We start from the raw sequence: 15,042 nt of genomic DNA on the forward strand, positions 1-15,042 counted from the left end.
GGAAAAGCCAAAGTCAGGTCAGGCGGCGTGGTCCGAGCGATTCCCGGCCACGGAGCGACCTTGTCCCGGAGCCGTGACAGCGGCAAGGGCCTTTTCGACCACTTCGGGCCCCGCCCCCGGCTTGATCGCCTCCACCGTCAGGATGCGCCGCCAGGAACGGGCACCAGGCCGGCCATGGAACAGGCCGAGCATATGGCGTGTAATGTTCGACAGCTTCGTGCCCTTGACGAGTTCGGCCTCGACATAGGGCAGGAACCGCTCCACCGCCTGCCAGGGCGTGACATCGCCGGTCCCAGCCCCGTAGAGCCGCCGGTCGACCGCCCCCAGAAGCGCCGGATCGTGATAGGCGGCACGGCCGAGCATAACCCCATCAAGCGGTCCGACGAAGGGTTCGGCCGCCTCGAGGCTGGCGAGCCCGCCATTGAGCCCGATGAACTTGTCGGGATACTGTTTTTTCAGCCGCAGGACACGGTCATAGTCAAGCGGGGGAACATCCCGGTTTTCCTTTGGGCTGAGGCCTTGCAGCCAGGCCTTGCGCGCATGCACCCAAAGGCCGTCGGCGCCCGCGGCGAAAACCGCCGCGGCCATGGCATCGAGGGCCTGTTCGGTGTCCTGTTCGTCAACCCCGATCCGGCATTTGACGGTGACCGGGATCGAGACCGCCGTCTTCATTTCCGAAACGCAGGCGGCCACGGTCTCCGGCTCGCGCATCAGGCACGCGCCAAAGCTGCCGGACTGCACCCGGTCGGAGGGGCATCCGCAATTGATGTTCACCTCGTCATAGCCGAATTGCGCGACGATCCGGGCCGACGCCGCCATATCGGCCGGATCGGAGCCGCCAAGTTGAAAGGCGACCGGATGCTCGCCCGGCGAAAATCCGAGAAGCTTGTCCCGGTCGCCGTGGATCACCGCGCCCGTTGTCACCATTTCCGTATAAAGCAGCGCATGACGGCTCAACTGCCGGTGAAAGCTCCTGCAGTGCCTGTCCGTCCAGTCCATCATGGGGGCGACGGAAAAGCGGGGAATGGCGGAATCGTTCAGATCATAGGAAACCTGCCGCTTCTCAGTCATTGCACTTCGCTCCGTTCCGCCGCGACGATCCGTTGCCGCGCGCCGTGTCCCACAACCGGCCCCCTATACCAGCACAAGACCGCAGGACCAACACCACAGCAGAAGATGGGCGCGCGGTCTGAGTGGGCAACGTTTCGGGGCGGCGTTTCGGGGGGCGGCGTTTCGGGGGAAACGGACCGGACCCAAGCGGCCATGGCCAAGCGAAAGAGCCAAGCTGCCGGGTCAGAGCGCGCCCAGGCGCAAGGCGGATCCGCCGGACAACGGCAAAAAGGCCGATGCGCCCCTCATGACCCGCCCCCGGCGGCGCCTTGATCGGAGGAGAGCCCGTACCGGCGCATCTTGTCATTGAGGGTCCGGCGCGGAATGCCCAGCGTTTCGGCCGCGCGCAGGGTATTGCCCCCATGGGCATCGAGCACGGCCGCGATTTCACGCGCCTCGAAATCGGCGACCCGGTCGGCAAGAGTCGCCGGGCCAGGTGCCTGGGCCGGGGCCGGGCCGGACGCGGGCGACCCACCGGAGATTTCCGACAATCCCAGCGCGTAGGCTTCGGCGCTGGCTTTCAGTTCCCGGACATTGCCGGGCCAGGCCAGGCGCTTCAGCCGCTGCTGGAGCAGCCAGGGCACTTCCGGGTCGGGACGGCCGTAGCGGCGGGCGGCAAGCTGGGCGTAATGCGCGAAGATCAACGGAATATCCTCGCCGGCTTCCCGCAAGGTCGGAGTGGCGAGTTCTGTCCCGGCGAGACGGTAGAAAAGGTCGGACCGGAATCCGTCGATCAGCCTCAGAGGCTTCTTGGTGGTCGCGATCACGCGGATGTCGAGCGGGCGCGGCCTTGTCTCTCCGATCCGCTCGACCATGCGCTCCTGAAGGACCCGCAAGAGCTTGGCCTGGATCGTCGGCGGCATGGTCTCGACTTCGTCCAGCATCAAGGTGCCGCCATGGGCTGCTTCGAGCTTGCCCGCGCGCCCCCCGGCATCATGGGCGAACACGCCCGCCCCGTGACCGAACAAGATGGTCTCCGCAGAGGCCTCGGAAAGAACCGCACAGTTCAGAGCGACGAAGGGCCCCTCGCTGCGGGCACTGTCGGCATGGATCGCCCGCGCGGCGAGTTCCTTGCCGGTGCCGGTCTCTCCGGTGATGACAACGTCCAGATCGACCGAGGCGAGCGTCGCGATCCGGGCGCGCAGGCCGCGCATGGCGCGGGACGCGCCAAGAATGGCCGCCTTGTCCCGTTCGGCGAGCACCTGCTGCAGACGGGCGACCTCGTTGCGGGCCGTCTGCGCGTCGAGCGTACGCCGAATAACAGACAGGAGGTGGGCCGAATCGTAAGGCTTTTCCAGGAAATCCTCGGCCCCGGCGCGGATCGCCTCCACCGCATGGGCCACATCGCCATGGCCCGTCAGCAGCACCACGGGCAAGGATACGGACCGCGCGCGCAACGCCTTCAGAAGCCCCAAGCCATCCATCTCCGGCATTCGCAGGTCGCTGATCACCATGTCCGCCCGGTCGGGCAGAGCGGCGAGCATGGCCTGCGCCGAGCCGAAGGCCCGAACCTGATGCCCGGCTGTCTCAACCAGATCGCAGAGCGCCGACAGGTGGTCGGCATCGTCGTCGACGATGTTGATGATGGCGGTCATCGCGCGCCCTTTCCGGTCGGCGCCAAAGGCAGGGTTACCGTCACAACCGTTCCCTGCCCAGGCTCGGACGAAATGTCCAGCATTCCGTGGAAATCGGCAAGGATCGCCATGCAGATGGCCAACCCGAGGCCCAAACCTTCCCCGGTCAGTTTGGTGGAGAAGAACGGCTCGGTCACGCGCGGCAGGTCGCTTTCGGCAATCCCCGCCCCGGTATCCCTGACCATGATCCGGGCTTCCTGGTCCACCACGGTCAACGTGACGCCGATCCGGGCGCCGGGAACCTTTTCAACCGCATCCAGGGCATTCAGAAGCAGGTTCGCGACGACCTGCTCGATCCGCACCACCCCCGCCATCACCGGAACCGGGTCCTCGGGCATGGTGAGGCCCGGTATCACACCGACCGCCTTGGCCCGGGGCAGAACCAGATCGAGCGCGGAACTGACGGGCGCGCGCAGATCAATCAGGGTCAGTTCCACCGCATCCTTGCGCGCGAAGCTTTTCAGATGCTTGGTGGTGCGCTGCATCCGGCGGATCATGTCCCGGGCCTTGGCGATCCGGCCGGCCGTGCCGCTGTCGCCGGGTTGCATGCCCAGTTCGGCGGCCGCAAGCGTCGCCTCCATCGCGGAGAGCGGTTGGCTAATCTCGTGGACAATCGCCGCGGACATGCGGCCCATTGCGGCCATCTTCTCGGTGTGGATCAGGGCTTCCTGTGTTGCGCGCAGATCGCCCTCGGCCTGGGTGCGGGCCTCGATTTCGCGCGCGAGATCGGCTGTCCGGGCGATGACCATCGCTTCGAGCTTTTCCGACTGGGACAAGCGCAACGCGACGATCTGGCGGCGTTGGTCCAGCGCCTTGACCGCCGCGGCCGTGGCCAGGGTGGCCAACGCCGCGAGCACCGCCCAGCCGAGTGCCATGAGATAAACGCCGCGCGTGGGGCGCACCGCGATGACCTGCCCGCCAGTCGCCGGGACGGGACCAAGCCGCGCGATCCAGCCTGCGCCGGCCGCGTCCGCACCACGGGGCGGCTCCGTCAGAAGCGGTGCTGTTTGGCCGAGGCCCACGCCTTCATAGGCGCGGCTGGCCACCAGATGCTCTAGTGTCTCCGGCGCCAGATCCAGAAGCGGGCGATACTGCCAGTCGGGACGCGCCGAGAGGAACACCACCCCATGCTCGTCGGCCAGAGCCACATCCGCATCGGCCGCGCGCCAGGTGTCCTGCAGCGGGCGCAGGTCAAGCTTCACCACCAGAACACCCAGCGTTTGCCCAACCTCGACCCGGGCGGACAGGAAATAGCCGGGCACGCCCGTGGTCACGCCAATGGCATAGAACTGGCCGCGCCCGGCGCTCAACGCATCCTGGAAATAGGGCCGGAAGGCGTAGTTCTCGCCCACGAAACTGCCCGGCCGGTTCCAGTTCGAGGCCGCGATGGTCAGCCCCTCGCCATCAATGAGAAAAAGCTCATCCGCACCCGCATGGGCTGCGATGTGCTCAAGATAGTTGTTGGCGTCCCGCAAGGAGCCGGTCCCTGCAAGGGCCGCCCGGATGCGTGCATCCTCGGCCGCCACGGCCGGCAAGGCGCGCAGACGCTCCACCTCGGCCTCGACCGCGCGGGTGGTCAGAAGCAGCGTTTGATCAAGCCCCTGCCGGGCCGATCCAAGACCGATCGACTGCGCGACGAACCACGCCAGAAGCGCCGGAAGCAGGGCAAGGGCAATCGGACGCGCAAATGTCATGGCATCATTCGCACCCGCCGCGCGGCGCGGCCGCAATCGCCCCGCGCCGGCTTGCGTCATGAAGGTTCCGGGGGACGGGCATTGCCGCCTGGGGCCAGCGCCTTTGGCCGGCTGGACTCCATCCGGGCCTGTGCCCTGTTCAACAGGAGAATGCCGATGATGAGGATGGCTCCCACTATCTCCACGATCAGGTCGGGCCAGAAACAGGCGATGACCCCGGGCACGATGAGCACCCTTTGCCAGAGCGCCATGGCGCGGAACAAGAATCCCTCCAACGCTGCAGCGAAACCGACCAGGGCGACGATGGCGATGAAGCCGCCCCAAAGAACCAGGGGAAGCGGTCCGCCGAGGATGATCTCCTCGTTGAAGACCATGAACAGCGGAATGAGATAAAGACCCTTGGCGTATTTCCACGCCTGAACGCTGGTCTCCATCGGTTTCGATCCGGCGATCGCCGCCCCGGCAAAGCCCGCGAGCGCCACGGGGGGCGTGACGTTGCTGTCCTGCGAATACCAGAACACCAGCAGGTGAGCGATCAGGATCGGAATGCCGAACTCCTGCGTCAGTGCGGGACCGACAAGAATGATGAGAACGATGTAAGCCGCCGTCACCGGCAGGCCCATGCCGAGGATCAGGCTGGCGATGGCGACCAGCAGGATCGCCAGGATCAGGTTGCCGCCCGAAAACGCGATCATCATGGCCGAGAATTTGAGCCCAAGACCCGTCAGCCCGACCACGCCGACAATGATCCCGGCCACCGCGCAGGCCATCGAGACGGCAACGGCGTTGCGCGCGCCCAACTCCAGCGCCTGAAGCGTCAGGGACACCCCCCTGCCGCAGAGCGCAAGGAATTTCGCCATTGTGGGCCCATCCGTGGAGAACACCCACAGCGCGCGGGCGGCGGCGGCGGCGGCGATCGCGACGATGGCATAGAACCCGACGCGCATGGGCGAAAAGCCCGCGACCAAGAGACCCACCAGCGCCACCAGCGGCAACAGGAAATGCCAGCCCTCGGCCAGAACGCTGCGCACGCTGGGCAGTTCCTCGGCAGTCATCCCGGTCATGCCCTGTTTCACCGCGGCAATATGTACCAGGAGATAGACCGCGCCGAAGTAAAGCATGGCCGGAAAGATCGACACGAGGACGATGTCGACATAGGGCATCCGGGTGAATTCGGACATGAGGAAGGCGCCTGCGCCCATCAGCGGCGGCATGATCTGGCCGCCCGTGGAGGCGGCGGCCTCGATCCCCCCTGCTTGCGCGGGCCGGTACCCCAGCCGCTTCATCAGAGGTATCGTGAAGGCACCGGTGGTGACGACATTGGCGATGGCCGAGCCGGAAATGGAGCCCATGCCGGCCGACGCGATGACCGCGGCCTTGGCCGGACCGCCGCGCTGGCGCCCCGTGGCGGCATAGGCAAGATCGATAAAGAACTTGCCGGCGCCAGTCACCTCAAGAAACGCGCCGAACAGCACGAAGATGAAGACGAATGTCGCGGCGACGCCAAGCGGAATACCGTAGATGCCTTCCGCCCCCAGCGTCATCTGGCTGGCCAGCCGGTCGAGGGAATAGCCGCGATGGTTCAAGATGCCCGGCATCCAGTCCGCGAGGAACGGCAACTCGCCCCGGTTACCCGCGAAAGCATAGACAATGAACACCGCTCCGATGATCGTCATGCCAAGGCCCACCGCGCGGCGTGCGCCCTCGAGCACCACGGCCATAGTCAACAGACCGATCCAGACATCGATGTCGCGCGGAAAGACCTGGTTGGCGATGATATCGATGTTCACGGGAAGCCAAGCGCCCACGACGATGGAGGCGGCGATCAGTGAACCGTCAATGATCCACCCCACAACCCCGCGCGGTCGATGGCCGCCAAAAACAGGGTAGATCAGAAAACACAGGACGAGAATGAAGCCCAGATGGATGGGCCGTTGGTAAAACAGGCCCAGGGGCTGCACGCCGGCCGCCCAAAGCTGGAACAGCGACAATGCGATGCCGACCACGGCGATGACCCGCAGCACGAGCCGGGGTTGTGGACGCTGAAGCCGTTGACCTTCGGTGTCATTCACCATCGCGTCACTCTCTCCTCAATTCAATGCGCACCCTCTGGCGCGCGGCGGCTTTTGACAGGGAGACAATCTTGCCGTCAACCTGAAGCCGATGATCGACCGGCCCCGCCCCGGGGCGCAGCACATAGGCGTTGCCGGGCACGGGTTCGTCGATGTCCAGAATCCAATACCCGCCTTCGCCGTCCGAGACCTGCCGGCCACGGCCCGGGATATGTCCCAGACCGGCGGCAAAATCGGGCTGGCGCGAGCGGACCAGAACCATGCGGCCCTGCCGGTTCTCGTAGCAGTCCGTGACGGGGAAACCCTGCACAGAATGGTTCCACAAGACGCACCAGCCCTGACCTTCGGGCATGGCAAAGCGCGCAATCTGGGAACCGTCGTCCCGCGCGGCGACCAGCGTCTGCGCGCAGGCCGGCGCTGCGCCGGACAGGAGGAGGGCTGCAAGCCCTCCTCTCATCAGCTGTTTCACGGACGCAGGCGGTCCGGGATGGCTGCTCCGATTTCCTCGAAGTAGCGGATCGCGCCCGGATGCAGCGGCACCGGCGTCGCGGCCAGAGTGAACTCGACCGTGGTCTGGTTCGCTGCCGGGTGGACTGCCTGCAATTCGGCAATGTTTTCGAACATTGCGCTGGTGATCGCATAAGCCAGGTCGTCCGGCATTTCGGAGGACACGGTCAGCACATTGGGAATACCCAGCACCTTGATGTCCTCGTCCACGCCGTTATAGGTTCCGGCCGGCAGCGTTGTCGTCGCGAAGGTGCTGTCGGCGGCCATGGCGGCGGCCAGTTGCTCTTCGGTCAGGGCGATGATGACAATGTCCTGTGTCGTCGCCAGGTTCAGGATCGACGATGTCGGCGCGCCGACCGACCAGAAGCCCGCATCAATGTCGCCGTTGGCCAGCGCGTCTGCCGTTTCGTTGAAGTTCAGACGCTGCTCCTCGATATCGTCATAGGTGATGCCGTTCGCTTCGAGGATCGCGGCGGTGTTGACCTCCGTGCCGGAACCGGGCGCACCGATCGAGACGCGCTTGCCGCGCAGATCCTCGAGCGTAGAAATTCCGCTGCCTTCCAGCGCCACGATATGGATCATGTTGGCATAGAGCGAGGCCAGACCGCGAATCATCGGCAACTGCTGGCCCTCGAACCGGCCGGTACCTGTATAGGCCTGCGCCACCGTATCGGCCAAGCCGATCCCCAGATCCGCGTCGCCCGTGGCCACGAGACCCATGTTCTCAACCGACGCCCCGGTGACCTCGGCAGCGGCGGAATAGCCGTCAACATGGTTGTTGATCACCTCTGCGAGGCCGCCGCCCATCGGGTAGTAAACGCCGCCGGTTCCGCCGGTGGCAATCGAGAGCTGGCTTTGCGCCAGCGCCGGAGCACCGAAACCAAACGCGATCAGCGCAGCCGTTGCAATCAGGCCCTTCGGCCCGCGAAGTAGTGTCTTTTTCATGCTGTCCTCCCAAAGACAAACCTGTCGTCACGCATTTTTCTTTCGACCGCAACAATTTTCCAGATTTGCCGACAAAGTTGGATGTTTTTTTGACGTGAAGTGGGAATTCCGTGGCAAGGGATCGCCACGCCGAACGCAAGATCCCGCCAGGGGCCGGAACCGGGTGCGACGGCCGCCCTTTTTCGCAGCGTCCGCAGACATACCCTAAGTCGGGACAGGAGGCCGCTTCAAGCCTTGTCAGCCCACCACGTCCAAAACCCGCGTCTGATACGCCCATTCAATGGACCGCGCGGCTACCGGATCGGTCAGGGCCATCTTGAAACCGGCGGCCGGCCGAACGCCGCCGACGGCCGGAAGCGTGCCGCACAGCATCGCATCGCCGTCGCCGAATCCGGCGCCCGCCATCAGCTCCGTGAGCGGACGGATCGCGGCCAGCGTACCGTCCTGGTAGAGGACCCAGCTTCCGTTTTCCAAGATCCAGGACTGGAGTTTCAGGCTATCCAACCGGTCCGCCACTTCCTCGAGAGGCCAGAGGGTACCGGCCACTGGCTTGGCGCAGATCTGCTTCGAATGGGCGACGGAATAGGTTTCGAGATCCCGATCGGTGTGATCGGAGCCAAGCCCGATCCAGATCGTGCCGTCCTGCCGGAGCAAGAATGGCTCCGCCTCGCCGGAACTTCCCGTTCCAAGGACCTGGATCGCGGGCTCTTGGGTCAGCAGAGCGGGCGCGCACTGATAATAGAGCGGCACACTGGATGGTGCGGGCACGCCGAGTGCAGCCAATTCAGCGATATGATGATCCACAGCCGCCGTGTCCCGGCCGGTCCAGCCTGCAACGATCAGGCGGGACGGCGCGCAGGACAGCATACCCCGTTCGGTTTGAAACTCCATGACCACTATCCGTTAAAGCGTCGAAGGAAGATACAGCGCAAGCTGCGGCGCAAGGATCAGGAGGCCGACCATGGCGAGCATCGTCAGCGCGTAGGGAATGATCCCAAGCATGACGTCGCCGAACCGGCCGTTCTTGCGTGCGGCCTGCACGACATAGAGATTGAGCCCGACCGGCGGGGTGATCAGCGCCATTTCCACCAGAATGATCATCAGGATACCGAACCAGATCTTGTCATAGCCAAGCCCGACAATGATCGGCACGACGATCGGGATGGTCGCGACCATCAAGGACAGGGTTTCGATGAAAAAGCCGAGCACGATGTACATCAAGATGATGACCAGCAGCATTTCAAAGGGGCTGAGACCCAGGCCTGTCAGCATGTCCTGAAGCGCCCGGCTCACGCCCGCCGCCGTCAGGGCGAAATTCAACACATAAGCACCGACAACGACCAGCATGATCATGGCCGAGGTCTTGATCGCGCCGCGCAGGGCATCCGCCATCATCGCGCGCGACAGGGCTTTCTGGTGCGCCGCGATCAGCAGCGCCAGGCCGACGCCAACGGCAGCCGCTTCCGTGGGCGTGGCCCAGCCGGCGTAGATCGAGCCGACAATTGCCCCGAACAGACCCAGGATCGGACCGAGATCGGCGAGCGCGCGCACCTTGTCGCTCCAGGAACTGGGGCGGCTCGGCCCGCCAAGACCCGGCTTGACCACACACAGGATCGCCGTGACGACCATGAACAGGGCCGCCAGCATCAGCCCCGGGATCAAACCGGCCAGGAAAAGCTGCGGGATCGAGCTTTCCGTCAGGAAACCGTAGACGATCAGATTGATCGACGGCGGGATCATGATGCCCAGCGTGCCGCCCGCCGCGATCGCGCCCGAGAAGAGCTTCTGATTGTAGCCGAGCCTGTCGGCCTGGGGCATGGCCACCGTCGCCACGGTCGCCGCCGTCGCGACCGAAGACCCGGAGGTGGCCGAGAACATCGTCGCCGTTGCAATGTTGGCGTGGATCAGGCCACCGGGAAGCCAGGCGACCCATTTTTCAAGGGCGCCATAGGTGCGGGCGGCGACGCCGCTGCGCACCAGGATCTCGCCGAGAAGGACGAAGAGCGGGATCGCGATCAACGTGGCGCTGTTGGAGGAGGACCAGACGATCTGGCCCAGCCCGCGCATCAGCGGGAACGGGCTGAAGAACTGATCGATGCCGAAGGCGAGCAGGAAGAGGACGATGCCGACCGGAATGGACAGGCTGAGTAGGCCGAGCAGGCCTGCGGATGTGAACGCAATCATGCTTCGCCCTTCGCGCCGGCAATGGTGTCGACGGCCTCGTAGTCCGCCGAGATCAGTTTCACTCCGGCCGCAACGAGAAGGATCAGGGCGGAGACAGCGAACCACAGCCACCCGCTCCACCACAGCATCTGCGGAATCCAGAGCGGTGTCTCCAGCGGGGTGTTGGCCCGCGCGCCGGTAGACAGGGTCTTGGCGACCACGTCCCAGCCGCGCCAGGCGATCATGATCGCGGTGCCGGACAGACACCCCAGCGAAATGATGTCGAACACCGCCCGGCCCAGGGGAACAAGGCGCTGACGGAGCAGGTCGATGCGCACATGCGCCTGCTCCGTCAAGGCATAACTGACCCCCCAACTGGTGGTCACGGCCATGGCATACCCAGAGATCTCATCGACCCCCCCGAGCGATCCACCCAGCTGACGGGCAACGATTTCAATGAGGGTCAGCAGAACGCAGCCCAAAAGGCCGATGCCCACAAGGATCGCAATGCGGTCGTTGAGCGTTCGAAGAGCGGATATGGGGAGGGTCACGACAAGGATCCTTAGTTCGCCGGAATGCTGACGCCGGTCACCTTACCAACCGACGCGCTCCAGCGCTCGGCCCAATCGCCGCCCGCGCGCGCGGCCCAATCCGGAAGAACCTCCGAAATCAGAACGGCCTTGGCTTTTTCCGCATCCGCCGCGCTCGCCTCCACAAGGATCATGCCGCGGGCATCGCCATAGGGGCACTCGCCCGAGCCGGTCAGGCACTTGATATCGTTCTCAAGCGCCGTTTGGGCCGTTTCCCATGCCGGGGCTTCAAAGTGATCGCGAACTCCGGTTTCCAGCACCGACTGCTGATCCTCGGAAAGCGTGTTCCACTTGTCGAGATTGATCGCGGTCACGACCGGGTCCCAGCCGCCGAGCGGCAGGGGCAGCAGATGCGTCGACACTTCCCACCAGCCGGCATTGTATCCCGACCCCGCACCCGTGATGGCGCAATCGACCACACCGCGTTGCAGAGCTCCGGGCACTTCGCCAAAGCCGATGTTCACACCCTCCGCGCCCAGCGCTTCCAGAAACTTGGCCGTCATGCGGCCGGACGCCCGGACCTTCTTGCCCTGGAGGTCGTCCAGCGAACCGATCTCGGTGTTGCAGAAGACGACCTGCGGCGGATAGGGCGCAATGCCAAGCACCTTGGCGTTGAACACATCGCGGTAAATATCGTCGACCATCGGACGGGCCGCCTCCACGGCCTTTTTCGCGGTGGCCGCATCGGTGGCGATCAGCGGTACGTCAAGCGCTTCGAGCGCGGCGCTGTCCGCCACGGCATAATCGGCCACCGTCATGCCGACATCGAACACCCCCTGGCTGAGCATGCGGTACACATCGCCCCCGCCAATGCCCATCTGGTCATGGGTGGTCAGTGCCGCCGTCAGCCCGCCGCCGGACAGCTCGGGCAGCTTTTCCGACCAGAACGGGGCTTCGTATTGCTTGTGCAGCGGCAAGCCGCTCCAGCTGCCGACAACGGCCAGTTCTTCCGCGAGAGCCGGGCCGCCGACGCTCAGCGCGAGCAGCGAACATGTGGTCAGTCTTCCAAGATATGTCATGGGTTTGTGTCCTCTGGGTGGGTTGCTTGCGTTTCTTGTTGTTCCGGATAAAGAGCCGGTGTCCGGTCGTCGACGTCGCAGATCAGCATGGCGCCCGGTGCGTGGGTGATGGCCAGCGGCAGTTTCGCCGCCATGATCGCGACCTGCGGCGTGACCCCGCAGGCCCAGAAAGCGGGAACCTCGCCATCGCGGATCTCGACCGGCTGGCCCCAATCGGGCCGCATCACATCGGAAATGCCGATGGTCCGGGGATCGCCAACGTGAACCGGCGCGCCATGCGCGAGAGGATAGCGGCCCGAAATGGCCTTGGCCTCGTCCAGCCTGTCTTGCGGGATCGGCCGCATGGACACGACCATCCCGCCGCCAAAAGGGCCGCTGGGCACGGTTTCGATCGTAGAGCGGAACATGGGAACCGTCACATCCTGTGCGATATGCCTCATCCCGATGCCAGCGCGCAAAAGCGCGTCCTCAAAGGTGAAGGAGCAGCCGATGGCGAAGGCGACGAAGTCGTCCTGCCAGATGTCGGTGAGATCCGAAACCTGGCCATCCAGCACGCCGCCGCGATAGATGTTGTAACGCGATGCATCGGTGCGGATGTCGACATCCACGCCAATCCTGCCGATCACCGGACTTCCCGGTTCCGAGACGCCGGCCAGCGGACATGGTTTCGGATTTTCACGGCAATAGGCATGAAAGGCATCGGCCACGTCCAGCGGTAGAATAGCGAGATTGCACTGAAGCCGGCCTTTGGCGAGTCCGGCGGTGTGGCCGGTGTACCGACCGGCACGTATCGCGGCGCGCACGGTTTGCACGTCGGCTGCCACCAACTGGCCGAAGGAAACCCCGCCGTATTGCTCTGCCTGGAAACCGTCCACTCCGTATCCTCCGCACCATCTCGGCACAAATGCTGAGGCGGTTGCACGATCAAGTCAAATCGTGATTTCTTGTCCAAAGTGATCCATTTTTTCTATCGCTCTGGGGGAATTCTGCATGACATTTGAGCAGCTCCGCACCTTTCTCGCGGTTGCCCGGATGGGCGGCGTCCGGCGCGCCGCCGAGCAGCTTAATATTTCGCAACCCGCTGTTTCCTCACGCATATCGGGTCTGGAAACCTATCTGGGAACCGAGCTTTTTTCCCGGACACCCACGGGAGTCGTGCTGACCCGGCACGGTGTGCTGCTGCGTCAGCATGCAGAACAGATCATGTCCATCACGGAGCGGATCAAAGCCGATGTGATGTCGGATGACAGCCACACGAACCTGCTGCGGCTGGGTGTGGCGGAAACCGTGGCGCAAACCTGGCTGCCCGACTTCCTGAAGGAACTTCACGCGGTGTTTCCGCGGATTACCATCGAGGTCTCCGTCGACATCTCGCTCAATCTGCGCGAACTGCTGCTCGACCGGTCACTCGATCTGACCATCCTGATGGGGCCGATTTCCGAATACAGCGTGGACAATGTGGAATTGCCGCCATTCGAGCTGGCCTGGTACAAGCCCGTAGGCATGGGCGAACCGGATCTGAGCGCCGTCCCGGTGATTACCTACAACCGCAATTCCCGGCCGCACCGGGAGTTGACCCAGGAACTGCGCGACCGTCACGGAAGCACCGCGCAGATCTTTCCGACCAACTCGCTGTCCACCGGTTTCGAGATGGTCGCCTCGGGGATCGGCGTCGGTATCCTGCCCCGCGTGCTGGGACGGCGGCTGGTGCGTGAAAAGCGGATCGCCACTTTTGATCCGGGCTGGCAACCGAGCCCGCTCAGGTTCACCGCCGCCTATATCGGGGACCCGCGAAACCAGCTGATCGCGCGCGCGGCCCGGATCGCGCAACAGATCTCCGAGAGCGCCGCCTCGGCGGCCAAATAATCACCAGGATAGATCGAGCATGTCTCCTGGCTTAAATTTTTGGTGATATCCAACCGTTAAGTGTGCCCCGCGTGGCGATACAGCCAAGACATTCAGGAGACACCCCATGGCATTCCTCCGCCGTTCCTCACTCAAATCATTTCTGGCCACAACCTGCGTTGCCGCCAGCATGGTTTTCACTCCGCTGAGCGCCCAAGCCTGCACAAGCTTCGTCCTGACCGCCGGCGACGGATCGCCGGTCTACGGACGGACGATGGAATTCGGCATCGAAACCCGGTCCGGCGTCTCGCTGATCCCGAAGGGCTACACCTACGCCGCTCAGACCGGGGCTGACGCCCCCATGAGCTGGACGGCCAAGCACAACGTGATCGCCATGAACGCGTTCGACGACCCGACGCTTGTCTCCGACGGGATGAACGAAGCCGGGATGGCCGGCGGAATTCTTTATTTCCCCGGTTTTGCGGATTACGCGGAAAGCTCCGCTGAGACCGCCGACAGGGAAATGGCACCGGGCGACTTCCTCTATTGGGCACTTGCCAACTTCGAGACCGTGGATCAGGTGAAAAAAGCCGTCGAGGCGGGCGAGGTCGTGGTTGTTGGCGTCAAACTCGAGGCCTTGGGGGCCGTTCCGCCTTTTCACTACACGCTGCACGACAAGGATGGGAACTCCATCGTCATCGAACCGGTGGACGGCGGATTGAAGGTGTTCGACAACCCCACCCAGATCATGACCAATTCCCCCGGGTTCGAGTGGCACTTGACCAATCTGCGCAACTTCGTGAACCTGTCGCCGGTCAACAAGGACAGCGCCCAAGCGCTTGAAAAAACCGTCAACTCCTTCGGCCAGGGGTCGGGGTGGCTTGGTCTTCCCGGCGACCCGACACCCCCGTCCCGCTTCATCCGGGCGGCCAGTTTCGTAGCCAGCGTCAAGACCGGCGACACCGCGGAGGACGCCCTGCGGGCCACCGCGCACGTGCTCAACAATTTCGATATCCCGGTCGGCTGGATCCAGCCCGGCGCGGCTCAGCAAGGCGGCGAGGACAGCGCGGACGACTACACCCAATGGTCCGTCATGGCGGACATGAAGAACGGTGCCTATTATGTCCGATCCCACGATGCGATGGCGTTCAACTCCATCAGCTTCGGCGATTTTCAAGACGGCGCCACGGAAATCGTCAGCTACACCCTGCCTGAACGCCCCGCCTTCGTGCCGCTGAGCAGCCTGCAGCAGTAACCGGCCAATCGGTTGACCCTTAGAAAGGCCGGGCCAATCTGGCCCGGCCTCAGCTAAATGAAAAATCAGCGCTGTCTATGGGGTCATCCCGGCCAAACGGAGTGCGAGCCGGGGCCGGAGAGCCTCAAGACTTTGTTTTAGTTGCATAATCTCTTTCAAATCCGATCCCGGATTTCCGCTATGCTGCATCCGGGATGACGAAAACTGG

General features: G+C 64.2%; 13 protein-coding genes. 2 read left to right on the plus strand and 11 right to left on the minus strand.

Translation table 11 applies throughout. The features are described from left to right. Positions 1–18: 18 nt before the first annotated feature. The 11 genes from dusA to F0184_RS06915 form a co-directional block, all read right to left on the minus strand. Positions 19–1,071, minus strand: a complete 1,053-nt coding sequence (gene dusA / locus F0184_RS06865) for a tRNA dihydrouridine(20/20a) synthase DusA (protein ID WP_150495421.1) — start codon at positions 1,069–1,071, stop codon at positions 19–21. 284 nt (positions 1,072–1,355) lie between these two features. Next, positions 1,356–2,705: a sigma-54-dependent transcriptional regulator gene (locus F0184_RS06870; protein ID WP_150495422.1), complete on the minus strand. Its 1,350-nt coding sequence runs from the start codon at positions 2,703–2,705 to the stop codon at positions 1,356–1,358. After that, entirely contained in the window at positions 2,702–4,438 is a 1,737-nt protein-coding gene (locus tag F0184_RS06875) for a sensor histidine kinase (protein ID WP_172972014.1), read from the minus strand. The genes F0184_RS06870 and F0184_RS06875 overlap by 4 nt, the downstream gene beginning before the upstream one ends. A 56-nt stretch (positions 4,439–4,494) precedes the next feature. Continuing rightward, positions 4,495–6,513, minus strand: coding sequence for a TRAP transporter permease (locus F0184_RS06880; protein ID WP_150495424.1), 2,019 nt, complete (start codon positions 6,511–6,513; stop codon positions 4,495–4,497). Positions 6,514–6,517: 4 nt separating this feature from the next. Further along, positions 6,518–6,979 (minus strand): DUF1850 domain-containing protein, encoded by a 462-nt coding sequence (locus F0184_RS06885; protein ID WP_244299020.1) that lies wholly within the window; start codon positions 6,977–6,979, stop codon positions 6,518–6,520. Next, positions 6,976–7,962, minus strand: a complete 987-nt coding sequence (locus F0184_RS06890; RefSeq protein WP_150495425.1) for a TAXI family TRAP transporter solute-binding subunit — start codon at positions 7,960–7,962, stop codon at positions 6,976–6,978. Before F0184_RS06890 ends, F0184_RS06885 begins: the two co-directional genes overlap by 4 nt. A 237-nt stretch (positions 7,963–8,199) precedes the next feature. Further along, positions 8,200–8,853 (minus strand): DUF2848 domain-containing protein, encoded by a 654-nt coding sequence (locus F0184_RS06895; RefSeq protein ID WP_150495426.1) that lies wholly within the window; start codon positions 8,851–8,853, stop codon positions 8,200–8,202. A gap of 12 nt (positions 8,854–8,865) precedes the next feature. Further along, complete coding sequence (locus F0184_RS06900) at positions 8,866–10,146, minus strand: TRAP transporter large permease (protein ID WP_150495427.1); 1,281 nt, start codon at positions 10,144–10,146, stop codon at positions 8,866–8,868. Next, complete coding sequence (locus F0184_RS06905; RefSeq protein WP_208998355.1) at positions 10,143–10,676, minus strand: TRAP transporter small permease subunit; 534 nt, start codon at positions 10,674–10,676, stop codon at positions 10,143–10,145. The genes F0184_RS06900 and F0184_RS06905 overlap by 4 nt, the downstream gene beginning before the upstream one ends. Before the next feature lie 11 nt (positions 10,677–10,687). Further along, positions 10,688–11,734, minus strand: coding sequence for a TRAP transporter substrate-binding protein (locus F0184_RS06910; protein WP_150495428.1), 1,047 nt, complete (start codon positions 11,732–11,734; stop codon positions 10,688–10,690). Continuing rightward, a complete protein-coding gene (locus F0184_RS06915) occupies positions 11,731–12,609 on the minus strand; it encodes a putative hydro-lyase (protein WP_150495429.1) in 879 nt (292 codons plus the stop codon). Before F0184_RS06915 ends, F0184_RS06910 begins: the two co-directional genes overlap by 4 nt. Positions 12,610–12,724: 115 nt before the next feature. On the opposite strand from F0184_RS06915, the gene F0184_RS06920 reads away from it, so the two are divergent. Then, positions 12,725–13,600 (plus strand): LysR family transcriptional regulator, encoded by an 876-nt coding sequence (locus F0184_RS06920; RefSeq protein ID WP_150495430.1) that lies wholly within the window; start codon positions 12,725–12,727, stop codon positions 13,598–13,600. Positions 13,601–13,706: 106 nt separating this feature from the next. After that, positions 13,707–14,834, plus strand: a complete 1,128-nt coding sequence (locus F0184_RS06925; protein WP_150495431.1) for a linear amide C-N hydrolase — start codon at positions 13,707–13,709, stop codon at positions 14,832–14,834. The last annotated feature ends 208 nt before the right edge of the window (positions 14,835–15,042 follow it).

The sequence above is a fragment of the Roseibium aquae genome (assembly GCF_008711285.1).
Lineage (GTDB): Bacteria > Pseudomonadota > Alphaproteobacteria > Rhizobiales > Stappiaceae > Roseibium > Roseibium aquae.